At 51.5% G+C, this 26,228-nt stretch carries 23 protein-coding genes; 21 read left to right on the top strand and 2 right to left on the bottom strand.

The window, feature by feature from the left end:
* Positions 1-55: 55 nt before the first annotated feature.
* The 4 genes from ACTTK7_RS05625 (at position 56) to ACTTK7_RS05610 (ending at position 4,104) form a co-directional block, all read left to right on the top strand.
* Complete coding sequence (locus tag ACTTK7_RS05625; protein WP_462866507.1) at positions 56-1,156, top strand: prephenate dehydrogenase; 1,101 nt, start codon at positions 56-58, stop codon at positions 1,154-1,156.
* Between the two features lie 285 nt (positions 1,157-1,441).
* A complete protein-coding gene (locus ACTTK7_RS05620) occupies positions 1,442-2,701 on the top strand; it encodes a tetratricopeptide repeat protein (protein ID WP_462866505.1) in 1,260 nt (419 codons plus the stop codon).
* Positions 2,702-2,752: 51 nt separating this feature from the next.
* A complete protein-coding gene (locus ACTTK7_RS05615; RefSeq protein ID WP_462866503.1) occupies positions 2,753-3,355 on the top strand; it encodes a DUF1405 domain-containing protein in 603 nt (200 codons plus the stop codon).
* 71 nt (positions 3,356-3,426) lie between these two features.
* On the top strand, positions 3,427-4,104 hold the full coding sequence (locus tag ACTTK7_RS05610; protein WP_322525130.1) for a zinc metallopeptidase: 678 nt from the start codon (positions 3,427-3,429) through the stop codon (positions 4,102-4,104).
* A 77-nt stretch (positions 4,105-4,181) separates the two neighbouring features.
* Here ACTTK7_RS05610 and ACTTK7_RS05605 read toward each other — a convergent pair whose 3' ends face one another.
* Positions 4,182-5,051, bottom strand: a complete 870-nt coding sequence (locus ACTTK7_RS05605) for a YitT family protein (protein WP_462866502.1) — start codon at positions 5,049-5,051, stop codon at positions 4,182-4,184.
* Positions 5,052-5,178: 127 nt separating this feature from the next.
* Here ACTTK7_RS05605 and ACTTK7_RS05600 point away from each other — a divergent pair, with 127 nt between their 5' ends.
* From ACTTK7_RS05600 to ACTTK7_RS05520, 17 genes are all read left to right on the top strand, one after another.
* Complete coding sequence (locus ACTTK7_RS05600; RefSeq protein WP_462866500.1) at positions 5,179-5,520, top strand: nucleotide pyrophosphohydrolase; 342 nt, start codon at positions 5,179-5,181, stop codon at positions 5,518-5,520.
* Complete coding sequence (gene dapB, locus ACTTK7_RS05595) at positions 5,517-6,320, top strand: 4-hydroxy-tetrahydrodipicolinate reductase (RefSeq protein ID WP_462866498.1); 804 nt, start codon at positions 5,517-5,519, stop codon at positions 6,318-6,320. Before ACTTK7_RS05600 ends, dapB begins: the two co-directional genes overlap by 4 nt.
* 12 nt (positions 6,321-6,332) lie before the next feature.
* Positions 6,333-6,740, top strand: a complete 408-nt coding sequence (mgsA, locus tag ACTTK7_RS05590; RefSeq protein WP_462866497.1) for a methylglyoxal synthase — start codon at positions 6,333-6,335, stop codon at positions 6,738-6,740.
* Between the two features lies 1 nt (position 6,741).
* Entirely contained in the window at positions 6,742-7,452 is a 711-nt protein-coding gene (bshB1, locus tag ACTTK7_RS05585; RefSeq protein WP_462866496.1) for a bacillithiol biosynthesis deacetylase BshB1, read from the top strand.
* A gap of 2 nt (positions 7,453-7,454) precedes the next feature.
* Positions 7,455-8,582, top strand: coding sequence for an N-acetyl-alpha-D-glucosaminyl L-malate synthase BshA (gene bshA / locus ACTTK7_RS05580; RefSeq protein ID WP_462866494.1), 1,128 nt, complete (start codon positions 7,455-7,457; stop codon positions 8,580-8,582).
* Positions 8,582-9,739: a hypothetical protein gene (locus ACTTK7_RS05575; protein ID WP_462866492.1), complete on the top strand. Its 1,158-nt coding sequence runs from the start codon at positions 8,582-8,584 to the stop codon at positions 9,737-9,739. Before bshA ends, ACTTK7_RS05575 begins: the two co-directional genes overlap by 1 nt.
* A complete protein-coding gene (locus tag ACTTK7_RS05570; RefSeq protein WP_462866491.1) occupies positions 9,732-10,715 on the top strand; it encodes a biotin--[acetyl-CoA-carboxylase] ligase in 984 nt (327 codons plus the stop codon). Before ACTTK7_RS05575 ends, ACTTK7_RS05570 begins: the two co-directional genes overlap by 8 nt.
* A gap of 21 nt (positions 10,716-10,736) precedes the next feature.
* The gene (dinG, locus tag ACTTK7_RS05565; RefSeq protein WP_462866490.1) at positions 10,737-13,541 is read left to right on the top strand and encodes an ATP-dependent DNA helicase DinG; all 2,805 of its coding nucleotides are present in this window, start codon (positions 10,737-10,739) and stop codon (positions 13,539-13,541) included.
* A 14-nt stretch (positions 13,542-13,555) separates the two neighbouring features.
* Positions 13,556-14,863, top strand: coding sequence for an amidohydrolase (locus ACTTK7_RS05560; protein WP_462866488.1), 1,308 nt, complete (start codon positions 13,556-13,558; stop codon positions 14,861-14,863).
* A gap of 21 nt (positions 14,864-14,884) precedes the next feature.
* Positions 14,885-15,058 (top strand): YpmA family protein, encoded by a 174-nt coding sequence (locus tag ACTTK7_RS05555; protein WP_462866487.1) that lies wholly within the window; start codon positions 14,885-14,887, stop codon positions 15,056-15,058.
* A gap of 11 nt (positions 15,059-15,069) precedes the next feature.
* The gene (locus tag ACTTK7_RS05550) at positions 15,070-15,546 is read left to right on the top strand and encodes a PepSY domain-containing protein (protein WP_462866485.1); all 477 of its coding nucleotides are present in this window, start codon (positions 15,070-15,072) and stop codon (positions 15,544-15,546) included.
* Between the two features lie 90 nt (positions 15,547-15,636).
* Positions 15,637-16,806, top strand: a complete 1,170-nt coding sequence (locus ACTTK7_RS05545) for a pyridoxal phosphate-dependent aminotransferase (protein ID WP_462866484.1) — start codon at positions 15,637-15,639, stop codon at positions 16,804-16,806.
* Positions 16,807-16,844: 38 nt separating this feature from the next.
* A complete protein-coding gene (asnS, locus tag ACTTK7_RS05540; RefSeq protein WP_462866482.1) occupies positions 16,845-18,134 on the top strand; it encodes an asparagine--tRNA ligase in 1,290 nt (429 codons plus the stop codon).
* A gap of 78 nt (positions 18,135-18,212) precedes the next feature.
* The gene (locus tag ACTTK7_RS05535; protein WP_462866480.1) at positions 18,213-18,899 is read left to right on the top strand and encodes a DnaD domain-containing protein; all 687 of its coding nucleotides are present in this window, start codon (positions 18,213-18,215) and stop codon (positions 18,897-18,899) included.
* A gap of 10 nt (positions 18,900-18,909) precedes the next feature.
* Complete coding sequence (nth, locus tag ACTTK7_RS05530) at positions 18,910-19,572, top strand: endonuclease III (protein WP_462866478.1); 663 nt, start codon at positions 18,910-18,912, stop codon at positions 19,570-19,572.
* Positions 19,566-20,090, top strand: a complete 525-nt coding sequence (locus ACTTK7_RS05525) for a YpoC family protein (RefSeq protein WP_462866477.1) — start codon at positions 19,566-19,568, stop codon at positions 20,088-20,090. Before nth ends, ACTTK7_RS05525 begins: the two co-directional genes overlap by 7 nt.
* Before the next feature lie 14 nt (positions 20,091-20,104).
* Entirely contained in the window at positions 20,105-23,647 is a 3,543-nt protein-coding gene (locus ACTTK7_RS05520) for a dynamin family protein (protein ID WP_462866475.1), read from the top strand.
* Between the two features lie 36 nt (positions 23,648-23,683).
* Here ACTTK7_RS05520 and ACTTK7_RS05515 read toward each other — a convergent pair whose 3' ends face one another.
* A complete protein-coding gene (locus ACTTK7_RS05515; RefSeq protein WP_462866473.1) occupies positions 23,684-26,224 on the bottom strand; it encodes a transglycosylase domain-containing protein in 2,541 nt (846 codons plus the stop codon).
* Positions 26,225-26,228: the final 4 nt, after the last annotated feature.

Genomic DNA, 26,228 nt, shown 5'->3' with positions numbered 1-26,228 from the left:
CTCGGGGCCGGGTGTTTTTATGTATGGAAACAAAGAGAGGCCTGGAGGGAAACAGATGCAGAAAAAAGCAGCAGTTATCGGGCTGGGACTGATCGGAGGGTCAATTGCCCTCGCCATCAAACAGGAACATCCCGGTGTTTATATTACAGGAACAGATGTAGATGAAGCCCAGACAAAGCTTGCGGTATCCTTGAGTGTTATTGACGAGGCAGTCCCGGACCTGGAGAAGGCTGTAAAGGAAGCAGACCTGGTGGTGCTTGCCACTCCGGTGGCCACTACGGAGAAATTGCTTGTGCAGCTCGCCGGAATGCCTTTAAAGCCCGGGGCCATCATTACCGATGTTGGAAGCACAAAAACATCGATCTGTGAGCAGGCAGACGTTCTTTCAGGAAAGAACGTTCATTTTATCGGCGGCCATCCAATGGCCGGATCACATAAAAGCGGTGTCCATGCCGCCCGGGTCCGTCTGTTTGAAAATGCCTACTACGTGCTGGTGCCAAACGGCCCTGGTTCTTCTGAAAAAATTGGTGAAATCAAAGATTGGCTTCAGGGCACGCAGGCAAAGTTTATAGAGCTGTCCTACGGGCAGCATGATCTGCTGACGGGCGTAATCAGTCATTTTCCGCATATCGTAGCATCGGCACTCGTGCATCAGGTGAAGGGGATGGAGGACGAACAGGCCTGGGTGACAAAGCTTGCAGCCGGCGGGTTCCGGGATATTACGAGAATCGCTTCAGCCAGTCCGGAAATGTGGACCGATATTCTGCTGAAAAATAATGACGTGATGCGGCAGCTGATGGAGGACTGGAAGCAGCAGATGAGTGCCATTGAACAAATGCTTGCTGCGGGGGATAAAGAGCAGATATACCAGTTTTTTGAGCATGCAAAATCCTATCGTGACGGCCTGCCTGCGAAAAAGCAGGGAGCCATACCGTCCATTTATGATCTGTTTGTCGATGTGCCGGACCACCCCGGCGTTATCTCGGACGTAACCGGCATTCTTGGACGTACCGGCATCAGTATTATCAATATACGTATTCTTGAAACGAGAGAGGACATCATGGGTGTGCTGCAGCTGACATTCCGTACGGAAGAAGATCGGCGGGCCGGCATGCAGCAGCTCGAAAAGCACGATTATGAATCCTACATCGGTTAACGTAAAAAAGAATAGAAAAATAGGGGAGAAGCATTGACAACGCTTACAATTACGTTATACTAATATTAGCGTATGGTTTCTCTCCACTCCTATCCATACTCTTTATCTTAAAACTAGCCGATGTGGCGGCACACCTGATGAGTAGACATCAGGTGTTTTTTTTGTTTTTGTAAACGTTATCAAAATCGGCTGGGGGGAAGGTTTCCTGTTCGTCACAGCGGGCAATGTTTGCTATAATTACACAGTACTAAACGAGATTTACCTGGAAGAAAGGTTGTTGACGGCGTGAATTTAGAAACGATCCTCGAAACGATAAGAAACGGCGATACGGAAAAAGGGCTCGAAGAGATGGAGAAATACAGCCATTCTGCGAACGATCAGGAAAAATACGATATAGTGGAAATGTATCAGGAGCTGGGCCGCTCAGATAAGGCACAGCCGCTGATTGAAGATCTGCTTGGCCGCTATCCTGATGAGGGCGCACTGCTGACGACAGCAGCCGAGAATGCGATTGATATGGACGATGAAGATGAGGCTATTGAATGGCTGCTCGAGGTGAAGGAGTCAGACGAAGAATATCTGCGGGCGCAGCTGCTGCTGGCTGATTTGTACCAGATGCAGGGGCTCGATGAAGTAGCGGAGCAAAAGCTGCTCGATGCCCTGAAGCAGAGTCCTGAAGAGCCGGTGCTGCTCGCCGCCGTTGGTGATTATTATTTATCCCGGGGTGACTACGCTAAAAGCATTCCTTATTTAAAGCAGGCTGAAGGCGCCGGTTTTAAATTCCCGGATGGCAGCCTGAGCCTTCGTCTCGCTGAAGCATACAGCGTGACCGGTTCGTTTGAGGATGCGCTGAGCTACTACGAGGCTGGACTGAAAGAACATACGGAGCTCCATGCCCTGTTTGGATATGGCTATACAGCGCTTCAGGTCAGCGATTATCAGCTGGCTGCAGAGAAATTCGAAGAGCTGCGCAACATGGATAAAGACTTTGTGGCACTTTATCCATATCTCGTGCGAAGCTACGAAGGGCTCGAAGACCATGAAAAAGCCCTGGAGGCAGCAAAGGCTGGTATTAAAGAAGATGAATACAATGAAAATTTATATACCGAGGCCGGAAAGCTGTATATGGCGCTTGGCAATGAAGAAGAGGGAGAAAAACATCTCAAGGAGGCACTTGCTTTAAATCCGGCCCATCTTGAAGCAGCGAATGCCCTTCTCAGCATGTGGATGGAGCAGGAAGAGCCGGGGGCGATGATTGACCTTATTGATCATTTATACGAAATGGGAGAGCCGGATGTGCGCTTTCAGTGGTACTATGCCCGCGCTAAAAACCTCCAGGACGAACCCGTCGAAGCGAAAGAAAAATACGAAGAAGTGTACAGCGTATATCAGGAAAACGAGGTATTCCTCGAAGAGTACGGGCGTCTGCTGCTTGAACTCGGCTACCGGGAGAATGCACTGAAGCACCTGGAACAGGCTTCAGCCCTGCAGCCGGACAACACAGAGCTTCAGCTTTTGCTTGAGGACCTTCGCATGAGCGAATAAAGACACGAGCCTCGTGTCTTTTCCTACATATAAAACGAGGCGGATGATACAGTGAAACAGCTACTTGGATGGTTTGGAACGCCTTACGTGTTAATTCCTCTTTTTATTATTAATGCGCTAGGCACCATTTACGGCTACATTTGGTACGGTCAGCAGTTGCAGCAGACGCCGGCTGTGTTTCTGCCCTTCGTCCCGGACAGTCCAACAGCAAGCCTGGTTTTTACAATCGTTATCGGGATGTACATTATCGGCAGGAGGAGTGGACTGGCGGAAGCGTTCGCTTTTATAACGCTTGTAAAGTACGGGCTTTGGGCTGTGGGAATGAACGTGTTTTCCGGCGTGGCCGGAGAGGCGCTCAGCTGGCAGCACTACATGCTTATTGCGTCTCACGCCGGCATGGCACTGCAGGCTTTTTTGTATCTGCCGTACTACCGGGTGAAGCTTTGGCATATAGGAGCAGTAGCGGTATGGACATTACATAATGATGTGATCGACTATGTTTTTGGAATGTATCCCTGGGTCTCATCGTCGCTTGAGCCGTACATTTCCCTGATCGGCTACGGGACGTTCTGGCTGAGTATTATTTCTGCGGGGGTTCTGCTCTGGTGGAGACTCACCCCTGGCCGGACAGAGCTTCAGCTCATGGAAGAATAGGGCAAAATCTTTGACATTATACCCCCGTCTGCATACAATATAAGTATATATAAATGGAGGGATGAGAAAAAATGGGAATGCTTCTGTTGTATTTAGCAGCGCTTATCCTCATTCCGCTTTGGGCACAGTCCAAAGTGAAAAAAGCATACAAAAAATATTCGAATGTAAGCAATTCATCCGGGATGACAGGTGCCTCCGTGGCAAAGAAAATCCTGGAGGAAAACGGCATCTATAACGTGCGCGTAGAGCCGACTAAAGGAAAATTAACGGATCATTATGATCCTTCGAAAAAAGTCGTCCGCTTGTCGGAGGATAACTATTACAATTCGACAGTAGCTGCTCAGGCGATCGCTTCCCACGAGGTGGGGCACGCGATTCAGGATGCGGAAAACTATGCGTTTTTACGATTCCGTTCCTCCCTGGCTCCAGTGGCTTCGACTGGCTCCAACCTTTCCTTCTTTTTAATTCTTGCCGGTATTTTACTGCAGTCGACCGGCATGTTTCTGGCGGGCATCGTGTTTTTCTCGGCCGCTGTTCTGTTCCAGGTGGTCACCCTTCCGGTGGAATTCAATGCGAGCAGCCGCGCCATGAATCAGATCGTTGCCACTGGTATCATCAGCAACAACGAAGAGCGGGAAACGAAAAAAGTGCTCGATGCTGCTGCATTAACGTACGTTGCAGCCGCTCTGGTAGCCGTGCTGGAACTGGGACGTTTTATCGCCATGTTTCTCATGACGAGCGAAGAATAGCAAAAAACACCTGCCCGGTCACCGGTGCAGGTGTTTTTTATGTGCTTCGGCTGATGAAAATCCATAGCTGAGACGCCTTACTGCAGCGGGTTTTTGTTTTCATCGAGGGTGAACCCCTCGCCGATAACATCCTGGACATCGTTAACCGTAACAAAGGCATGCGGGTCGACCCGTTCCACAAGGTGCTTCAGGCGCATCAGCTCGTTTTTGCCAACGACGCAGTAGAGAATCTCTTTATCCTGGCGGGTGAAGCTGCCCTTACCGTTTAGTATAGTCGCTCCGCGGTTCATCTCCTGCAGAATGGCGTCAGCTACTTCCGGAGCCTGGTCGGAAATGATCATAGCGGCTTTTCCGGAGTACGCTCCCTGCTGAATGAAGTCAATGACGCGGGCAGCCACGAACACAAACACGAGTGTGTACATCGCTTCCCGGTAGTTTAAATACAAAAGGGAAGCGGTTATTACAACAGCATCAAACATAAACAGCGAGCGTCCCATTGTCCAGCCGAATACGTTACTCGCAAGCTTGGCGATAATGTCAGCTCCTCCGGTGGTTCCGCCGTACCGGAAAACAATGCCGAGGCCCGAGCCGACAAAAACGCCGGCGAACAGGGCCACAAGAACAAGATCATCCTGAAGCGGCAGATGGAGAAGCTCGACCTCCTGGAAGAGCCATAAAAATAAGCTGACTGCCGCCGTGCTTATTAACGTATAGACGAAGACGTGCCGGCCGAGCAGACGCCAGCCCAGAATCAGGACGGGAATGTTCAGAACGAGGTTGCTGAAGGCAGGGTTGATATTGAATAAATTATAAAGAATTAGGGTAATACCAGTAAAGCCGCCGTCCGCTAGCTGGTTTTGCATGTTAAAATAGACAAGTCCAAAACTCATAATAGCAGAGCCGAGCACGACAAAAAAGATATTGCGGGTATGTATCCAAATGTTCATGATGGTTCCTCCTCTCCGGCCGGAAAGCTTATATCAACCGTTACATTATAGTAAAGCCCGGGGCAGGAGGCAATCTATGTTTGTCAAACCGAATGGATTTTTATACGATTGAAAGGAGGACGTCGGAATGGCCGGGGAACCAATGACGATGAAAGAAATGCAGGAGAAAGTGGATGCCTTCATCGGCCAGTTTGAAGAAGGGTATTTCAGTCCGCTCGCCATGCTTGCAAGAATGACCGAAGAAACGGGAGAGCTTGCCAGAGAAATTAATCACTATTACGGTGAAAAGCCGAAGAAAGAAAGCGAAGAGCATAAATCACTGGAAAAGGAAATGGGTGATCTGCTGTTTGTGCTCATCTGCTTTGCCAATTCGCTTGATATTGATTTGGATGAAGCGTTCCGTATCGTAATGGAAAAGTTTGAAACAAGAGACCAGGATAGATGGACGAAAAAGGAGAATGACAAATGACTGAATTAATCCGCGTTATCGTTGCCGGACCGAGAGGAAATATGGGTAAGGAAGCTGTACATATGATTGAAGCAGCGGAGCACCTGCAGCTCGCCGCTGTGGTGGACCATAAATACGAAGGCTCGCTGTTGTCGGAAATCGAAGGCATGCCAAAATCCGGGGCCCGCGTCTATACGGACGTTGACCAGTGCCTCGGCGAAGTCGAAGCAGAAGTGTTTGTAGATCTGACCACGCCGGAAATTGGAAAGGTACATACAGAAAAAGCACTCGACTACGGTCTTGCACCAGTCGTTGGTACTACCGGCTTTACCGATGAGGATCTCGACCGCCTGCGTCAGAAAGCAAAAGAGCAGCAGCGGGGAGTGCTTATTGTACCAAACTTTGCTATCGGCGCTGTTCTGATGATGAAAATGTCGCAAATGGCTGCAGCCTACTTCCCGGATGTTGAAATTACTGAATTGCACCATGACCGAAAGCTTGACGCCCCGTCCGGCACCGCGGTGAAAACAGCAAAGCTGATTCAGGAAAACCGCACTAAAAAAACGCAGGGGCACCCGGAGGAAAAAGAAACGATGCCGGGGGCGCGCGGAGCAGAGCTCGACGGCATGAGGATTCACAGTACGCGCCTTCCGGGTCTCGTGGCACATCAGCAGGTGATGTTTGGCGGCGAAGGCCAGACGCTTACGATCCGGCACGATTCGATCAACCGGGCGTCATTTATGCCAGGGGTCAAATTTGCGATTGAGCAGGTAGTCACGATGAAGGAACTCGTGTACGGCCTCGAAAACATTCTGGAGTAAAGGGGAACTTTTATGAATATCGCACTGATTGCCCATGATAAGAAAAAAGATGATCTGATCCGGTTTGCCGAAGCGTACAGGCATATCCTCGAGCGTCACACCCTTTCAGCAACAGGAACGACCGGGGGGAGACTGAATGAAGAGGTAGGCCTGAACGTCAAACAGTACCAGTCCGGGCCGCTGGGCGGCGATCAGCAGATCGGGGCAAAGATTGCAGTACAGCAGGTGGATTTGGTGCTTTTTTTCCGGGACCCATTGACCGCGCAGCCGCATGAGCCTGATATCACCGCGCTTATGAGGCTCGCCGACGTGCACGGGGTGCCGCTTGCAACGAATATGGCCGCAGCTGAAGTGCTGATTAAAGGGCTTGAACACGGATTGTTTGCCTTCCGGGATATTTTAAAGGAGTCCACAGATTAATATGACACATAAACGAACACTGTTAACCGTCGGGGCCCACCCTGATGATATCGAAATCGGAATGGGCGGGACGGTAGCGCTTCACAGTAAAACCGACAATGTCTATATGCTTTCCCTGACAGAGGGAGATCTTTCCTCCAACGGTACCGTGGAAATAAGACAGCAGGAAGCAGAGCAGGCAGCAGATATCCTCGGTGCAGGACGGCTCCAGCTTACCTGGAGGGACCGTATGCTTACTGCAGTAACCCAGGAAGAGTACACCCAGCTTGTGCAGCTGATCCGCCGCATCCAGCCGGACACGATTTTTGCCCCGTACTACATCGACCGGCATCCGGATCACGGTGATGCCGGAAGTATTGTTAAGCGGGCCGTCTTTGATGCCGGGGTCAAGCTGTACCCTGGTGTGGACGAAAATGCCCACAAAGTGCCAAACATGTACTACTATATGATCAACGGCTACCACCGGCCTTCCTTTTATGTGGACATCACCCCAGCCGCCGGCGATAAAGAAGCGGCATTAAAGGCGTATAAAAGCCAGTTTAACCCAGGGGAAGAGGCTGTAAGCACACCGCTTACAGACGGGTACCTCGAAACGATACAGGCAAGAGATCGACTATTCGGCAAAGAAACGGGAGTGACTTACGCGGAAGGGTTTATCGCCGAAACTCCGATGCTTTTTCAACAGGTGCCCAAAAGACAAGGAAGTGACTAAGCGTGAAAATTGGAATAACGTGCTACCCGACGGTGGGAGGATCGGGAGTGATCGCGACGGAGCTTGGCAAGCTGCTTGCTGAGCGGGGCCATGAAATTCATTTCATCACCTCGGCGATCCCTTACCGGTTAACCGAAACCTCACCGAATATTTATTACCATGAAGTCTCAGTAAACCAATACGAAGTGTTCCAGTACCCGCCGTACTCATTAACGCTTGCAAGCAAAATGGCGGAAGTTGTCAACCGGGAGGAGCTCGATGTCCTGCACGTGCATTACGCCGTGCCTCACGCTGTCTGTGCGATTTTAGCGAGAGACATGACCGATCATCCTGTAAAAGTAGTAACAACGCTTCACGGCACAGATATCACTGTGCTTGGCCATGACTCTTCGCTTCGTGATATTATCCGCTACGCCATTCAGCGCTCGGATGAAGTGACAGCAGTATCGGACGCTCTGGTGGAGCAGACCAGGCAGATGCTTGAAGTCGACCGCGATATTCATACAATTTACAATTTCGTGGACGAACGGGTGTATGGGCCTAAAACGGACAAAAAGGATTTAAAAAAAGCATATAACATCGAAGAGGACGAAAAGGTGCTTCTGCACGTCTCCAATTTCCGGCCGGTGAAACGGGTCGTAGACGTCGTGCGGACCTTTGCTGCAGTGCAGGCAGAGGTTTCCTGTAAGCTGGTCATGCTTGGGGATGGACCGGACCGGGAAAAGGCTTGGGCGGAGACAAAAAGGCTCGGCGTCGATCAGGACGTGCTGTTTTTAGGTAACCAGCGGGAGGTAGCCGACTATTTGCACGTTGCCGATCTGATGCTGCTGCTTTCGGAAAAAGAAAGCTTCGGCCTGGCTGCGCTTGAAGCGATGGCCTGCGGTGTACCGGTCATTGGCACAGATGTCGGAGGCATTCCCGAGGTGGTCTTTCATAATGAAACCGGCTATGTGGTGCCGCTCGGGGCAGTGGAACTGGCTGCCCAGCAGGCGGTCGGACTGCTGACGGATCCGGATAGAATGAAAAGATTTAAACAGCGCTCGCTCGACGTGGTGGAAGAATATTTCTCCTCCTCACGCATCGTGGCCCAATATGAAGAAGTGTACCGTCGGACCGTGGAGGGCAGGTAATGAACGGGCAGCAGACGTGGCAGGAGGCGCTGCTTGTTATTAAAATGTTACAGCGAAACTGCATTACTGCCTATATTGTAGGCGGAGCCGTACGTGACCGGTTGATGAACCGGGCGCCGAGCGATATAGACATAGCAGCGGCTGCGACGACTGAAGAGCTTTTGGTTGTTTTTCCAGACGCTGCGAAGCCGTCGGAGAAATTTGGGACGCTGCTTGTGAAGAGCGGAAAAAGTATCGTGGAAGTTACTCCGTTCCGGGAAGGAGCGGAAACAATCGAAGAGGATCTGCAGCAGCGGGATTTCACATGCAACGCGATGGCTGCAGATGCAGACGGTACGGTGATCGACCCGTTTAACGGGCGGAAGGATATCCGGAGGCAGGTGCTTCGGACGCCGGCATCAGCTGAATGCGCCTTTTCCCTCGACCCGCTCCGGGTGATACGGGCGTTCCGTTTTAGGGCGGTTCTCGGTTTTTCGCTGGATCCGGAAGCTGAGCGGGCAGCGGAAGCAGCTGCAGCAGAGCTTGCGCATACCGCCGTGGAACGAATACGCGATGAAATAACCAAGCTGCTTGAAGGACACAATCGCCTGAGTGCCCTCGAAAGCATGCGAGAGCTGCGTTTGTTTTCTTATTTTCCGGAACCGGTCCGGACCACTTCTCCATTTTTTCACCACTCCACGCTTATACAGTTTCCTGCGGGCACGAACGTTTCATGGGCGGCGCTGCTGTACGCCCTGTACGGACGAAAAAGCCTGGACATGCTGAATGGGTGGCGGTTTTCCAATCAGGGACAAAAGCAGTGCCGCTGGCTGCTGGAACACGTCGATGCTCCAGCCTCTCCGGAGACGTGGCTGCAGTGGCTGTATTATTTCGGTCCCAAGCAGGTGGCTGACCTGGAGAAGCTCAAACAGTGGAAATATTTTACTTACCGGGGGCATTCCTGCGCAGAATGGAGAAAGAAATGGGAGGCTCTTCCGATTCATTCGAGGCAGGACCTGGCCCTCCCGCCGAAGAAAATCGCGTCGATGCCGGCTTACGAAGGTACGGCGAGAATCGGGCATGCGATCGCCTTTTTAGAGCAGGCGGTCGTGAATGAAAAGGTAGAAAACAGTGAACAAAAGCTGATAGCCTATTTGGAGGAAATGAACGATGAATAAAAACCGATTGCTGCAGCTGCTGATGGACCACCGGAGCCGTCCGGTCTCTGGGCAGGAGATCAGCGACGAACTGCAGGTGTCCCGTACTGCTGTTTGGAAGCAGATCGAAGAGCTGCGGAAAAATGGATATGAAATTGAAGCGGCCTCCCGGCGCGGTTATCGGCTGGTGCGTTTTCCCGACCGGGTCGGCACAGAAGAAATTATGCTTCATCTTACAACTGAACGTCTCGGCCGTTCGATTATTTATAACGATACTGTAACCTCCACCCAGGAAATTGTGAGAGAGCAGGCTGAAAAAGGAGCCGGGGAAGGACTTATTGCTGTTGCGAATGAACAGGTACAGGGCCGGGGAAGGCTCGGACGCACATGGCAGAGCAGTCCGGAACAGGGCATCTGGATGAGTCTCCTGCTCCGCCCGCAGGTGCCTCCCCGCTACGCTCCACAGCTCACCCTGCTGTCGGCGGTGGCTCTTGCCGAGGCGCTTGACAGCTATCTTCCGGATCCGACTGCGATTAAATGGCCGAACGATATCCGTATTCATAAAAGGAAGCTGGCAGGTATACTGACGGAAATGCAGGCAGACATGGATGAGGTACAGACAGTCATTGTCGGTATGGGTATTAATGTAAACCAGGCGGACGAAGATTTTACCGGAGAGCTTGCGGATAAAGCCGCTTCCATCCGGCAGTATGCAGGAGTCCGGCAGAGCCGTCCCCAGATTATTGCATCTATCTTAAAAAGCTATGAGTCCTGGTATAATGAATACTTAACGAATGGATTCGGTGCAGTCAAAGCTGCCTGGTCCCAAAAAACAGATACGCTGGGGAGCTTTATTCAGGTGGAAACGTCCCGACAGACAGTGGAGGGCACAGCTCTTTGTATAACGGAAGAGGGAGCCCTGCAGGTGCAAAGAACAGATGGAAGCATACAGACGGTGCACAGCGGCGAAATTCTGGACGGTCCCCCGTCGGAATAGCGGAAGAAAGGAGGCAGGCAGATGGGACAAAAATATGTAGTCATAGATGTAGAAACAACCGGCACCTCTCCAAGAAAAGGAGCAAAAATTATTGAAATCGGCGCAGTGCTTATGGAGGACGAAGAAGTGCTCGACACTCTTTCCACCTTTATTCAGCCGCATATGCCGATCCCTCCTTTTATCCAGCAGTTCACCGGTATCAGGGAGCAGGACGTGGAGCATGCCCCGGAGTTTTATGAGGTGGCTCCCACGTTAACCGCCTGGCTTGAGAACGCTGCCTTTGTCGGTCATAATGTGCAGTTTGATCTGGCATTTATCAATGCAGGCATGCAGGAAGCCGGATTTCCGCTTTTTCAGGGACCAGTCGTGGACACAGTAGAGTGTGCGAGACTTGCTTATCCGGAAGCGCCGGGCTTTCGGCTGTCCCAGATTACTTCTTGGCTGGATCTTGACCATGACCGTCCGCACAGGGCGGACAGCGATGCCCTTGTCACCGCAGAGCTTTGGATATCCATCCGTAAAAAACTGGCTGTGCTTCCGAAGGACGTGCTTCACCGCCTGGACCGGCTGGCTGCCTTTTTGCACAGTGACCTTCACCGGTATATTGAGCGCTGTATTGCAAAGGCCCCGCAGCAGCTGCCATATGATTTAGAGGAAAACCACGGCATAGTGTTCCGCAAAGAGCTTCCGGCAGAAAAGCCGGAGCAGAGGGATGTATCACTGCAGGAGGTCCTAAGCGGAAGTCATGCTAAAAGCCGGGGGTGGGACCGTTTTGAAGAGCGTCCGGGCCAGCTGGAGATAGCAGAAATGGTCTATGCCTCGTTTGAGGAACGCTCCCACGCCGTTATAGAAGCGGGCACCGGTCTTGGGAAAACACTCGCCTATCTGCTTCCAGCCGTAAAATATCACCGTACATACAATCAAAAAATATTAATTTCCACGCAGACGCTTACACTGCAGGAGCAGCTGATGAATGAGGACCTCCCACTCCTTGAGCGGTTGATCGACGACCAGGTTTCTGTGGCTGTTTTAAAAGGCCGCGGCAACTACATTTCTTTGCAGCGACTTGAAAAATGGCTGCAGCACCGCCAGTTTTCGCTTGAAGAAGCACTCGGCCTCGGTCAGGTGTTGATATGGCTGACACAAACCCGGCACGGGGATCTTGATGAAATTAATATGGCCGGCGGCCGCAGAAACGCTCTCTGGGAAAGCCTCCGCCAGAATCATTATCAGGATGAGCACGCTCAAAGAGGGTGGGAGGCTTACTGTTTTTATGCACGCGCCCGCCGTAAAGCCGAATATGCTGATATCGTCGTCACCAATCATGCGATGCTTTTGAGCGATATGTACCGGGGAAAAAATTTATTTTCCTCCTATCCGTGCGTGATCATTGATGAAGCGCATCATCTGCCGGAAACGGCGGGAAAATATGCAGGCAGATCCGTTCACTATACAAAAGCAAACCGGCTGCTCCGCAGGTTCGGCCTGGATACAAAACAGAGCGTCGTGCGGCCGCTTATCTGGTTTGGGGAAGAAGCCGGCATCGTTTTTGAGCCGGGCTGGTACCAGGAACGAGAAGACAATCATGCGGTGCTGATGTATGAATGCGACGAGCTCTTTCGTCTGCTTACACGGTGGTGCCGCACGGCTTCCGGACGGCGGCGGTCGGAAGTGGGCCGGTACAGCCAGCGCTTCACACCCGGAGGAGAATCCGGCCCCGTGTGGGAGCAGGTGGAAGAAGCCGGACGCCGTTTCCTCACGCTTCTGGAACAGGAATTTAAGGCGTGGGAAACGTTCGAACAAGCATGGGAGATGCAGCCGTCTGCCAAAAACTTTGTAAATGAACTTGCCGAACTAAACTCTTACATGGAGCAGCTGGACAGCCTGGGGGACAATTTGTTCCATCTGCTGTTTGAACGGGAAGCCGAGCATGTTTACTGGGTGGAAGCCGAGCAGAGCGGGGCCAAAAATGCTGCGTACATTTACGCCCGGCCGGTGGAGGTGGCCTCGGAGCTGAGTGAACAGCTGTTTATGAAAAAAGCAAGCGTCGTACTTACCTCCGGGTCTCTCGCAGTCAACGGTTCATTTGAATACATGAAATCAAAAATGGGGCTGGATGATTTTCTGCCAAGAACAAGCCTGATTAATTCCCCCTATCATTATGCTTCCCAGACGCAGCTGCTCGTTCCAAAGGACATTTCCGGTGTGAATGATAAACACGCTGATTTTGCACAGGAAGCAGCTGAATATATTTTTCATGCCGTCAACATTACGGAAGGAAAAACGATGGTTCTGTTTACGTCCTTTAACATGCTTAAGCAGGTGTATCACCAGCTGAAGGAATGGACTGAAGAATCGACGCTTAGCGTCATTGGACAGGGAATTACGAGCGGCACCCACGCCAAGCTGACCAAGCTGTTTCAGCAGCAGGACAATGCGCTTTTACTTGGCACCAATGCTTTCTGGGAGGGCGTCGACATACCCGGTGAGAAGCTGCAGCACGTGATCATTGTGCGTCTGCCCTTCTCTCCGCCCACAGACCCTGTATACGAAGCGGTGTCGGACAAAATGCAGCGAGAAGGAAAGCGGTCGTTTTACGCAGAGGCCTTGCCGCACGCTGTTCTGCGATTTAAGCAGGGCTTTGGCCGGCTGATCCGTCATTCCGAGGACCGGGGTGTGGTAACAGTACTCGATAAGCGGATTATGGAGGCTTCCTACGGTCCGTCGTTTATTGATTCAATTCCCCGGACAAATACGTATTATGAACCGATGGATGCGGTGCTCGACCGTATCGCTGACTTTTTTGAAGAAGCAAAAAAACGATAATAAGGAGTGTGGAGATGGAACACTTTGTAATCGAACACGTTTACCCGGTCCCAGAGGCACGGGGCGTTCGGGCAGTTAAAAGCTATATTGAAGTCAAGGACGGTAAGATTGTTAAAGTAGAGCCGGGAGACTATCCGGAGAGAGAGAACGGTGTCAGTATTGTGGACGGGCGTGGCAAGTGGCTCAGCCCTGGCCTTTATAACACCCACGGCCATACGCCGATGACGATGATGCGTGGCGTTTCGGACGATGTAGTGCTCCAGGAATGGCTGAACAACCATGTATGGCCGCGGGAGCGCCTGTTCAGCAACGAGACAGCGAAGGCTGGTACAGGTCTTGCTCTTGCAGAGATGATCCGAACCGGAACGACCGGGTTTCTTGATATGTATCACATGGGCATGCAGAACACGTATGAGCTCGTAAAAAGCTCCGGCATCAAATCGATAATTTCCAAGGGCATGATGAGTATTGGAACGCCGGAGGAGCAGAGCGAAAAGCTGGAAGCAGCGGCCCGCGACTTAAAGGAATGGGAGCAGGACACAAGCGGCCGGATGACTGGCATGCTTTTCCCGCACGCCCCGTATACGTGCACCCCGGATTTTTTGGAAAAGGTCGTCGATTCCGGCCACCAATACGATCTGCCGCTTGGCATTCACCTTGAGGAAACGGCTAAAGAAGTGACTGATTACCAGCGTGACTACGGGATGACACCGGCTAAAAAGCTGAAAGAGATCGGATTTTACACACGTCCGGCGATGCTTACGCATGTCGTGCATGCGACAGATGAAGACCTTGACGACATGAGCGTACCGGAAGTGACCATCTCCTACAATCCAATGAGCAATGCCAAGCTCGGATCGGGCATCGCCCGCATTCCCGAAATGCTTAAGCGTGGTCTGCGGATTACGATCGGCACGGACAGCGCTGTGTCAAACAACAACCTCGATATGTTTGAGGAGCTTCGCCTGGGCGCTTTAATGCAGAAGGTCGCCTTTCAGGATCCGAGTTCGATTGAAACGGAAGCGGTCTGGAAGATGGCAACTGAAAACGGGGCCGCCTCGATGGGATTTGGCGACAGCGGCAGGCTGGAACCAGGGGCTGCCGCGGACTTTATTCTGCTCGATAGCGAATCATTTGCGCTTCAGCCATACGATAATATTTTATCGCATCTGGTGTACGCAGCTTCCGGGCGGGACGTGACGGACAGCTTTGTGAACGGCAGACAGCTGATGAAAGACGGCGAACTTCTGACGCTCGATGAAGAAAAAATTAACGCCGAAGCCAACCGCCATTACCGCAAATTAAATGAAGCGTACTTATAGTACGCCAGGTGAGGTGAAACGATGGGAAACGAACAGCTTGAAGTCGTCGCGTCGATTAAAATCGAAGCGTCGTCCGATCTGTATAAAATTGTTGATACACTGAATCGCACGTTAAAGCAGGAGGAGTTAATGTTCGGCCTTTCTCTTGATAAGGAAAACGAAGAGCAGATGGTGTTTACCATTTACCGCACATAGGGGGATATGTCGTGAAAAACTGGATCACGCTTGCGGCTTTTTCAATTGTCTTTCTGGTCGTTCTGGGGCTTGTGACCGGTTACTTTCAGGCCCGTGGACCGCTCGCTGACGACAGAGAGCGGGCAGAAGCACTGGCGCTTGAAGAAAACAACGTCGCCGAAGTACAGAATACATTTATATATAACGGCAAACAGCCGGTAAAAACAGCACGCGTCGAAACCAACGACGGCAGCAGGGACTGGCTGTTTTTCCACGACGGGGAACTGCTCGAACGCCTGGCGGCTGCTGATACGCTGAGCATTCAGGAGGCTGAGGAGCGTATAGTGGAAGTAGAGGGTATTGACGCCGTGCGGACAGTGACTCCCGGCTACGAAGACAACCGCCCGGTATATGAAGGAAAATACCGGACAGAAAACCAGCAGCATTATGTGTACATTGATATGGAAACAGGAGAATTTGTGAAAAGCTTCAGCCTCGACCGCGGTTAAGCGGCGGAAACCACGCTTGAACTCCTTTTCGCTTTTCTTTACACTAACTATGGATAGATTGAGCACGGAAACTATTGAGGAGGAAAGAGTATGGAATTGTCCCAACGAGTGAAAGAAATTACCCCTTCGTCAACCCTGGCGATTACCGCCAAAGCCAATGAACTAAAGGCAGCCGGTCAGGATGTTATCGGCCTCGGCGCCGGCGAGCCGGATTTTAATACTCCACAGTACGTCATCGATGCGGCTGTTCGCTCTATGCAGGAAGGAAAAACAAAATACACTCCTTCCGGCGGTCTGCCGGAACTAAAGGATGCGGTTATTCAAAAGTTTAAGCAGGACCAGGGGCTGGAGTATACCCGCGATGAAATCATCGTCGGTACTGGAGCCAAGCACATTTTGTTCACGCTGTTTCAAACCATTCTCGATCCGGAGGATGAAGTAATTATTCCGACGCCCTACTGGGTCAGCTACCCGGAGCAGGTAAAGCTTGCCGGCGGACGCCCGGTATTTGTGAAGGGCAGGGAGGAAAACCAGTTTAAGATTCTTCCGGAGCAGCTGCGCGGGGCGGTAACGAACAAAACGAAGGCCGTCATCATTAACTCCCCGAGCAATCCGACCGGTACCATGTACAGCCGGGAGGAGCTGCAGGCGCTCGGCGAAGCCGCCAGGGCAGAAGATCTGCTGATTGTTTCCGACGAAATTTATGAAAAGCTGATTTATGGGGACAAGCAGCACACATCCATCGCAGAGCTTTCCCCGGAGTTAAAGGAGCAGACCATTGTCGTCAACGGCGTCTCCAAATCCCATTCAATGACTGGGTGGAGAATCGGCTACGCAGCTGGCAACCGTGCTATTGTGAAGGCAATGACGAGCCTAGCGAGCCATTCAACGTCCAACCCGACAACGAACGCCCAGTACGGAGCTATCGCTGCCTATACAAAGGATGACGGTGCTGTAGAAACGATGCGGCAGGCATTCAGCGAACGGCTGAACACTATTTATGACAAGCTCGTTTCGATTCCGGGAATCACCTGCGTGAAGCCGGAAGGTGCCTTCTACCTTTTCCCTAACGTCGAGGAGGCTGCTGCTTCGTATAAAGATGTGGATGAATGGGTAAAGGCACTGCTCGAGGAGGAAAATGTGGCGGTTGTTCCGGGCAGCGGATTTGGTTCTCCGCAAAACGTCCGGCTCTCCTACGCTACTTCTCTGGATCAGCTTGAAGAAGCGGTGGCGAGAATCCGCCGTTTCACAGAAAAATAATTCGATCAGCATAAACAGGACGAACCGGAGGGACTAACGTGAAAGTAACCATTGAACGCTTGAATCAATATATCGGCCGGGAGGTAAGATTTGGCGCCTGGCTGGCCAATAAGCGGTCGAGCGGCAAAATTGCCTTTTTACAGCTGCGGGACGGCACCGGCTTTGTGCAGGGCGTCATTGTAAAAAATGATGTCAGCGAAGAGCTGTTCACCCAGGCCAAGAATCTTCCGCAGGAAAGCTCGCTGTATGTGGACGGGACAGTGAAGGAGGATGACCGTTCGCCGACAGGGGTGGAACTTCAGGTAACTGGGTTTGAGGTTATCCAGGAAGCGGAGCCTTACCCGATCACCCCGAAAGAGCACGGCACAGAATTTTTAATGGACCACCGTCATCTGTGGATGCGCTCGCGTAAGCAGCACGCGCTTTTGCGCATACGCGATGAAATTATTCAGGCGACCTACGCTTTTTTCCGGGAGAATCAGTTTATTAAGGTGGATCCGCCGATTCTGACCGGGAGCTCGGCAGAGGGAACGACATCTCTTTTTCATACGAAATACTTTGATGAGGATGCGTACCTGTCCCAGTCCGGTCAGCTGTATATGGAAGCAGCGGCCCTCGCTTTTCAGCGTGTGTTTTCATTTGGTCCGACATTTCGGGCGGAAAAATCAAAAACCCGCCGGCACTTGATTGAGTTTTGGATGATTGAGCCGGAAATGGCTTTCTGCGACCATAATGAAAGCCTCGAAATCCAGGAGCAGTACGTTTCCCATGTCGTGCAGGCGGTGCTTGCCAACTGCCGCCAGGAGCTTACTGTGCTTGAGCGCGATACCTCCAAGCTCGAATCCATTCAGGCACCGTTTCCGCGCATTACGTACGATAAAGCAGTCGAAATGCTGCAGGAGGCGGGCTATGAAGTGAGCTGGGGCGAGGATTTCGGAGCGCCGCACGAAACGTATATAGCAGAGCAGTTTGAAAAACCGGTATTTATTACGAATTACCCGCTCGAAATCAAAGCTTTTTACATGAAGCCCGACCCGGACTATCCGGAAACCGCACTCTGTGCCGATCTGATTGCTCCGGAAGGCTACGGCGAGATTATCGGTGGGAGTCAGCGCATTGATGACCCGCAGCTTATGAAGCAGCGGTACGAAGAACACAATCTATCGGAAGAAGCCTACGGCTGGTATCTGGACTTAAGAAAATACGGCACCGTGCCGCACTCCGGATTCGGTCTCGGTCTGGAACGGACGGTCGGCTGGATTGCCGGCACCGAACACGTCCGGGAAACGATACCGTTTCCGCGTTTGTTAAACAGGCTGTATCCATAAGAGAAAAAGCCCCCGTCCCGGGGGTTTTCCTTTATGCACTTTGCCGACAGCCGGCCGGGTGAAAGGGAGGACAAACAGATGAACAAAGATAAAGAAATAGAAGCGCTCATGCACGGCCACCTCTCCATTCCAGTAATTATTCTGGACAAATACGAGCAGGTTGGGCTGAATGAAACAGAAGCAATGATGCTTTTGCATATATACCGTTTTGGCCAGAACAGCGTGCCGCTTCCAACACCGAAAGAGCTGGCTGAAAAAATGAGTATGGATGAAAATGAATGCGCAGGCTGCCTTCGGTCGATGATTAAACGGAATCTGCTGCAGATTGATGAATCTGAACGCGATGAAATCCGGCAGGAAGCATACTCCCTCTATCCCTTTTTCCGCCAGGCCCTTACAGCGGAGGTGTCATCCGGGCAGGGGGATCAGATTGAAGAGCAGCATCTGTTTCAAAACATTGAGCAGGAATTTTCCCGCCCGCTTTCCCCAATGGAGTGGGAAACGATTAACGTCTGGCTCGATCAGGATCATTACTCGCCGGATATGATCCAGATCGCGCTGAAAGAAGCGGTCATGAATCAAAAATTCAGCCTTCGCTACATGGACCGGATGCTGCACGAATGGAAGCGCAAAGGCATTCAGACCAAAGAAGATGCTAAAGCGCAGACCGAACAGTTTAAACAAAAAGGCGGGCGGCGCACACAGGCGGCCCAGTCAGAAAAGCTGCCAGAATATCCTAATATTAACTGGCTGGATGAAGAATAGAGGAGAAAAGATGGCATTAACGAATAAAGATTTACAGGTTGTGATTGAACGGATCGAGCACATGTTTCCGGAAGCAGAGTGTGAACTGAATCACCGCAATCCCTTTGAACTGCTGGTAGCAGTTGTGCTTTCTGCCCAGGCAACTGATGCCCTGGTGAATAAAGTAACTCCTGGTTTGTTTGAACAGTACAGGTCCCCGGAAGACTTTGCTGAGGCACCGCTTGAGGACATTGAACAGGCTATTCGTTCGATTGGACTTTACCGCAATAAAGCGAAAAATTTAAAAAAGCTTTCGGCGTCTCTGCTCGAACGCCATGACGGGCACGTGCCAAAAACGCAGGAAGAGCTGGTCGAGCTTGCCGGTGTCGGCAGAAAAACGGCGAATGTGGTAGCGTCAGTAGCATTCGGGGTGCCGGCCATTGCGGTGGATACGCATGTTGAGCGGGTGTCCAAGCGTTTAGGCATATGCAGATGGAAAGACAGCGTCACCCAGGTGGAGCAGACGCTGATGAAGCGGCTGCCAAAAGAAAAATGGTCCCAGATGCATCACCAGCTTATTTTTTTCGGCCGCTATCACTGCAAGTCCCAGTCCCCCCAGTGTCCGTCCTGTCCGGTGCTTGACTACTGCAGGGAAGGGCAGAAACGGATGCGGAAAGAAGGTGCAGCATGGTAAACATACAAATTCCATTGTCATTTCAGCACAAAATTTTTTATACTGTAACGCAGATTGAAGAAGATGAAAAAACAGATCGAAAGACGGCGGCTCTGCGCCACCCGTTCTGGTATGAGATTGCCTATGAAAACGGCATCGCCGGCACGCCTCCGTGGCAGGAAAATATTAATCGGCACATTAAAGAATTTATGCAGTGGTGGGAAGAGCATTTGCCTTTTTTGGATGAATGCTGGGACGAAAGAGACAAGGAAAAGGCCGCTCCGTATATGAGACTCGGGCTCGCCCACTGGCTGTGCACGCTGTTTTGGATGAACGAACGGCCGGTGCCTTCTGCAGAGCCGGAAGAATTGATCACAGAAAGCAAAAAGCTTGCCCATAAGCCAATCAACGTAGAGGAAAGGCTCGGCTTTCTGCTTGAGTATCCGAATTATTTTCATTCCTACCTGCAGCTGAAGGAGCTGTATACAGAAGTGAAGAAAAAAGAAGCGCTGGCAAAACGATCCCGAAATCACGAATGATAAAGGAGTAAAATATGGCTAATACGAGCGGTTGGGAACAACAATGGCTGCAGATAGACATGCATTTGGATCCGGCAGAAACCGCGATGCTTGAAGACGTGCAGGAAAAAATTGAACATCCGTATTTTGAAGTTGCGTTTTGCGGGCATTTTTCGGCCGGCAAATCGACCGTATTAAATGGCCTGCTGCAAAACGATCTGCTGCCCGCGAGTCCGATTCCAACAAGTGCCAATATTATATCGATTGAAAACGGGGAGCTTGGGCTCGAGGTTGAAACGAGTGAAGGCCAAACGAAAACCTGGGAAGCCGATATTCCGTGGGGACAGGTGCAAAAGTGGGGCAGGGACGGGGCGGATATCCGCTCGATCCGCATGCAGGCCCCGCTGCCGTTTTTAGGAACTTACAGCCGGATGGTGGATACGCCGGGGGTGGACTCGACGGATCCGCTGCACCAGGCAGTGACGATGGAAAGACTGCTGTCAACCGATGCTGTTATTTACGTGACGGATTACAACCATGCCCAGTCGGAAACAAACATCCGGTTTTTACAGCAGCTGACAGCGGAAGGCAAGCCGATTATTTTTGTTGTCAATCAGATGGACAAACACCGGGAAGAAGAAATCACGCTGCGGTCCTACCGCAATCAGATTGCCGCTACGCTTGAACGAAACCAGGTACACGTACTTGCCACGTATTATATTTCGATGCGCGATGAAAAGCACCCGGATAATGAACTGCAGACATTCTCCTCTCATGTGCGCAGCCTTTTGTACCACGGCAGCGAACTGCTCGAAAGAAGTGAGGAACGGATGCGCCAGACTGTGCTGTCACGAATCCGTGACAGGCTGCGGGAGGAACAGCAGACAGCCCTCGAAGACTGGCAGGAGCGGGCGGAGCATGCCGGCGTGCCTGCCCGGCTGATTGACGAAAACGCTCAACCGGACAGTGAAGAAAGATGGAGCAGCTGGTTCAGGGAATGGAAGCGAACGCTCGATCAGGCTCATTTGTTTCCGGCATCTACTGTGGATAAAGCCAGGGACTGGCTTGAAAGCTGGCAGCCGGGCTTCAAAGCAGGATCTCTGTTTAATAAAAAACGAAAAACGGAAGAAGCCCGCAAGGAACGAGCGGATGCGCTGCTTGCAGATATAAATGAAAACATTAAAGCGTCTTTGACGTTTCACGTGCGTGAACTGCTGCAGCCGGAAAAACAGGATGCTTCTTCCCACAGTGCCGGTTATATTGACCTGGTACAAAATATTGACGTTCAGCTTGAACGCGCCGATCTGGAGGCCTTTATTCCGGAAGGTGAAACCGGGAGGCAGTATGTGTTTCAAGTGACCGACCAGCTGGCCGGCGTAATTACCCGGCGGTTCAAGGATCAGGCAGAGCCGCTGCTTGAAGAAAAAGAGCGCGTGCTTACCTCAGCCGCTGGCCCGGCTTTGACAGAAGCAGAGCAGACGAAATTAAATGAAATTCAGAATGGCTGGAAAGAGGAAAAGGAACGCCTGGAGCAGGAAATCGCCCAGGTGGAGCGTCAGATGGAAAGCGTATCTGCCCGGCGGGAATGGGAACAGGAAATCCGGCAAATGATGAATGAAGAGGCACCGTCCGATGTTGCGGAGATTTCTATTTCCAGGGAGGATGAAGCGGTGGAAGAGCAGGAGATTGCTTCTTTCGGGCAAAAGGAGCTTCCTTCGTACAGTGAAGAAATCCAGATGGTGGAAGCCTTCGCCGCTGATTCTTCCGAATCCTCGTTAATCGAAGAGGAAAAGAAGCATCTAAAGCGTTTATGCGGGAATCTGCACAACCAGGAGCTTCACGTTTCGGTCTTTGGTGCTTTCAGTGCCGGAAAGTCGAGCTTTATCAACGCGCTTCTCGGTGCTCCGGCACTTCCTGTATCGCCGCATCCGACCACGGCAGCCGTAAATATTGTGCGTGCCCCGGAGAAGGACTACACACACGGTACGGTTATTCTGCAGCTGAAGGATGAAGCGTTTCTTGATGAAGAAATCCAGGCCGTATCGAAAGAACTTGGAGAGGTGTACACACTTGCCTCTATTCAGAAATGGAGAAAGCCGAACCGTACCCGGGACGCACGGATGGAAACATACAGCCAGTATATGTTCACGCTGCAGGAAAGCATTAAAAAACACCATTCCTCGCTCGGTGAGACTCGCACGATTGGAATGGAGGACTGGGGCTCCTGGGTGGCGGATGAGCAGAAGGCGTGTCTTGTCAAACAGGTGACGCTTTATTACGAGAGCTACTGGACGAACCGGGGGCTCGTATTAACCGATACGCCGGGCGTGAATTCGATCCACGGACGCCACACCAATGTCGCATTTGATCATCTGCGCCAGTCGGACGCCATTTTTTATGTCACGTACTTTAATCATGCGTTCTCGGATGCCGATGAACGTTTCATCCAGCAGCTTTCCCGGGCGAATGAAGAATTTGAACAAAATAAGCTGTACTTTCTGATCAATGCCGCAGATCTGGCGAGAGATGAGAACGAGCGCCGCCAGGTCGTTAACCATGTGCGCGGCCAGCTCCGGCAGAATGGGTTTGACGAGCCGTTTCTGCTTCCAGTTTCAAGCCAGCGCGGACTGCAGGAAAAGCAGCAGGGCAGAGAAGACGACATGTTTTCAGCCTTTGAAAACTATTTATCCGGACAAATCTGGCAGGAACTCCTTGTCGTGCAGCAGCAGTATGTTGTCGAACAGGCGCTGAATTTAAAAGAACAGATCGGGCGGGCACTGCAGGTGCAAAAGCATGACGCGAAAAGCGTTGCTGCCGAAGCAGAGCGGCTTAAACAAAAGCTCGGGCAGTATGAAGAAGTGCCGGAACGCTTTCATATGGAACGGCTGCGAAAAGAACTCGTTTCAGACACTGAAGAACGGCTGATTCATGTGCGCAAGCGTCTGTATTTATTCTATCAGGACTACTTTAATAAAGTGGTGAATCCAGTTACTATAGACGGATCCTCACGAAAAGAACAGCGCAGGCAGCTGACAGGACGACTAACGGAAATTAAGGAAGAAATACTGGTGCAGGCAGGGCAGGAGAGAGAAACGGCGTTCATCCGTCTGGAGGAATTAATGAAGCGGCAGCTGAAGCAGGAGACCGAAGAACAGTACAGGGAGGTTCAGGCGGACTTTCCGATGTTTCAGGTTCCTGACGCCGGCCGCTCCTTTATTCCAAAGCCGGAAAAGACGCTTGACTTAGAGGTGGATGCTAAAGCATTTGAAGCTTACTTCCGCTCGGCAAAGGACTTCTTTGTTCATCAGGAAATAAAAACCCTGAAAGAGGCATATGGGGAAAATGTCCAAAGCGCTGCTGCGGAGATAACGAAAGAAGTGGCACAGGAGCTTGAAGAAAAAATAGAGGACGGTGTTAAAGCGGCGTCTGATTATATTTATGTCGAGCACAAGCAGGCGCTCGACAAAGAATTCGACCGGCTGTCTACGTGGTACGACAAGGACTATTATTCCGTACTGCAGTCAGAATGGGAGAAGCTTGCCCCGTTAACGAAAAAAGAGGACCACGTTCAGGTATAACAAAAACCGCACGGCCGAAAAGGCGTGCGGTTTTTGTTATTCGTTTGTTTCGGATTCCTGTTCCGGTGCAGAGGTGCTGTCTTCCGTATCAGCAGGCTCTTCTTCATCTGGAGTCTCTGTTTCCGGCTCTGTATCCCCGGAGCCCTCATCTTCGGTATTCTCACCGCTGTCGCTTGCTCCGCCGGTGTCTGACTCGGATTCTGCAGGCTCCTCTCCGCTGGTATCTGTTTCTTCTTCACGGCCTTCTTCGGAGGCGCCGGAATCTTCCTCCGCCGGAGCCTCTTCGGTTCCGTTATTTTCTTCCGTGTTTTGCTCTGTGCTCTCTTCCGGTGTTTCTTCTGTATTTTCTTCATTTTCATCCGTTTCTTCAGCTGGTTCCTCTACCGGTTCGGACTCATTCTGATTGTCGTTTGTTTCCTCAGAGCCGCTGTCGCCGGAAGATTCTTCGCTGTCCGATTCCCCGCTGTCATCCGATCCGTTGTCAGAGGATGGTTCAGTGACTTGGGCGTCCACTTCGCCTTCTACAAACAGCTCTGTAATCGTGTCTGCGTCGGGGGTGTTTGATGTAGCCCGCTCCCCGGTCTCTTCATTGAGCCGTACTGATACTACAGACTCGGGCTGTTCAAAATCGGGAGTGTCAATGCCGCTGCTGACCTGCTGCATTACCTCACGGAAAACATCTTTGGCAGCATCCGTCTGTCCGTCTACAAGATAATTATTTTCCGAGCGGGTTTCGAAGCCGGCCCAGACAGAAGCCGTATAGTTCGTAGTGTAGCCGTTGAACCATACATCCGGAACGCCTCCATCAGGGATATTGAGCGTGTTCATTTCGTTTTCGGTGAAATTGGTGGTCCCGGTTTTACCGGCGAGCGGAAGACCGTCAATCTGGGCACCGGTGCCGGTACCGTTGGAGACGACGTCTTTAAGCATATCTGTAATCATATAGGCCGTGTAGTCTTCCATTGCCTGCTCCTGCTCTGGTTCAAAGTCAATCGTTCGTCCATCCGGAAATTCAATCCGCCGGATCGAATGGGGCTCGTTATAAACCCCTTCGTTTCCGAAAGCGGCGTAGGCACCGGCCATCTGCTCAGAGGAAACCCCCTGCTCAAGACCGCCGAGAGCTGACCCGTAGTAGACGTCCTCGAGGCCGAGGCCCAGCCCGTTTGCAAACGATTTGGCGTTATCAAGGCCGACTTCCTCAAGCGTCTTTACTGCTGGGACATTCAGGGAGTCTGTCAGCGCTTCGCGCATGCTGACGCTGCCCCGGTAGTCACGAGTATAGTTTCGCACCTCAGTGTCTGTGTCCGGGTACTGGTATTCTTCATCTTCGATCTGATGGTACGTGGACCACTGCATGTTTTCAATGGCCGGTCCATAATCCAGGACGGGCTTAATAGTTGATCCCGGCTGATTAGGGTCGGTAGCAAAGTTATAGCTCATAGCCGTATCAGGGCTCTGGCGGTTTCCGACAATGGCTTTTACTGCTCCTGTCTGAGTATCAAGCAGCGTAAACCCAATTTGAAACTCTTCGTTGTCGGGAAAACTGTCGAGCGTTCCCTGACTTTGAATGAGCTCTTCAGCCTGCTCCTGGGCCTGGGTGTCAAGTGTCGTGTATACCTTCAGCCCGGCTGTATAGACGTCTGATGGCTCAATGCCGTCAAATTCTTCCAGTTCGTTTTGCACGTAGGACATAAACGAATCATAGGCCACTCCGTTTTCCGGCGGCTGGTAGTTAAGCTGCTCGTCCACCGGAGTGCTGGAAGCCTCTTCGGCTTCTTCATCCGTAATGTATCCCTGTTCATTCATCATGGAAATAATCTGATTTCTGCGGTCTTCGGCGTTTTGCGGGTTTTGAACCGGGTCATAGTACGATGGCCGGCGCGGGATGGCTGCAAGAAGAGCAGCGTCTGCGATAGTGAGCTCGCCTGGATCCTCTTTACCAAAATAGGTCTGTCCGGCCTGGGTGATGCCGTAGGCTCCCTGATTGAAATAGATCAGGTTAACGTACATTTCGAGAATTTCATCCTTACTGTACTGCTGTTCAAGCTTAATGGCCAGGTACTGCTCCTGGACTTTACGTGATATGTTTTTATCCGGTGAAAGAAACGCATTTTTCACCACCTGCTGGGTGATCGTGCTTGCTCCCTGTGAGCCGAAGCCGTCAGTCACGTTTGCCCATATCGCACCGAAAATCCGCTGTACGTCTATACCGAAATGACTGTAAAAACGCTCGTCCTCCACAGCGATAAATGCTTCCTTTGCATAGTCGGGCATTTCTTCTATGTCGGCAAGTTCACGGTTGCTGCTGTTTTGCAGCTGGGCAATTTCTTCACCGTTCTGGTCATACACAGTAGCCGCTTCTGATAATACCATCGCCTCCGCATCTAGTTCCGGGGCCTGATTAATCATATAAGCGACAATGATGACGCCGGCAGTCATGAAGACAAGCATGAGCGAAAGCGCCCAGATGATGAATGTCTGCCAGAGCGGTCGTTTGCGGTTTTTCTTTTGTTTCTTTTTAGGATTTTTCTGATCGGCTGTCCGTTTCTCCTGGCGGGACCGGTAATTGTCGCTCATTGAC

Source organism: Marinococcus tarijensis, from assembly GCF_054971385.1.
The sequence above is the reverse complement of the archived record's forward strand: the minus strand, read 5'-3'. Positions and strand labels throughout refer to the sequence as shown.

Bases quoted from the DNA above. Each gene is read 5' to 3' on its own strand.
- ACTTK7_RS05625 (WP_462866507.1), top strand. From the start codon at position 56: ATGCAGAAAAAAGCAGCAGTTATCGGGCTGGGACTGATCGGAGGGTCA.
- ACTTK7_RS05610 (WP_322525130.1), top strand. From the start codon at position 3,427: ATGGGAATGCTTCTGTTGTATTTAGCAGCGCTTATCCTCATTCCGCTT.
- ACTTK7_RS05605 (WP_462866502.1), bottom strand. From the start codon at position 5,051: ATGAACATTTGGATACATACCCGCAATATCTTTTTTGTCGTGCTCGGC.
- ACTTK7_RS05600 (WP_462866500.1), top strand. From the start codon at position 5,179: ATGGCCGGGGAACCAATGACGATGAAAGAAATGCAGGAGAAAGTGGAT.
- dapB (WP_462866498.1), top strand. From the start codon at position 5,517: ATGACTGAATTAATCCGCGTTATCGTTGCCGGACCGAGAGGAAATATG.
- mgsA (WP_462866497.1), top strand. From the start codon at position 6,333: ATGAATATCGCACTGATTGCCCATGATAAGAAAAAAGATGATCTGATC.
- bshB1 (WP_462866496.1), top strand. From the start codon at position 6,742: ATGACACATAAACGAACACTGTTAACCGTCGGGGCCCACCCTGATGAT.
- ACTTK7_RS05575 (WP_462866492.1), top strand. From the start codon at position 8,582: ATGAACGGGCAGCAGACGTGGCAGGAGGCGCTGCTTGTTATTAAAATG.
- ACTTK7_RS05570 (WP_462866491.1), top strand. From the start codon at position 9,732: ATGAATAAAAACCGATTGCTGCAGCTGCTGATGGACCACCGGAGCCGT.
- dinG (WP_462866490.1), top strand. From the start codon at position 10,737: ATGGGACAAAAATATGTAGTCATAGATGTAGAAACAACCGGCACCTCT.
- ACTTK7_RS05560 (WP_462866488.1), top strand. From the start codon at position 13,556: ATGGAACACTTTGTAATCGAACACGTTTACCCGGTCCCAGAGGCACGG.
- ACTTK7_RS05555 (WP_462866487.1), top strand. From the start codon at position 14,885: ATGGGAAACGAACAGCTTGAAGTCGTCGCGTCGATTAAAATCGAAGCG.
- ACTTK7_RS05545 (WP_462866484.1), top strand. From the start codon at position 15,637: ATGGAATTGTCCCAACGAGTGAAAGAAATTACCCCTTCGTCAACCCTG.
- ACTTK7_RS05535 (WP_462866480.1), top strand. From the start codon at position 18,213: ATGAACAAAGATAAAGAAATAGAAGCGCTCATGCACGGCCACCTCTCC.
- nth (WP_462866478.1), top strand. From the start codon at position 18,910: ATGGCATTAACGAATAAAGATTTACAGGTTGTGATTGAACGGATCGAG.
- ACTTK7_RS05525 (WP_462866477.1), top strand. From the start codon at position 19,566: ATGGTAAACATACAAATTCCATTGTCATTTCAGCACAAAATTTTTTAT.
- ACTTK7_RS05520 (WP_462866475.1), top strand. From the start codon at position 20,105: ATGGCTAATACGAGCGGTTGGGAACAACAATGGCTGCAGATAGACATG.
- ACTTK7_RS05515 (WP_462866473.1), bottom strand. From the start codon at position 26,224: ATGAGCGACAATTACCGGTCCCGCCAGGAGAAACGGACAGCCGATCAG.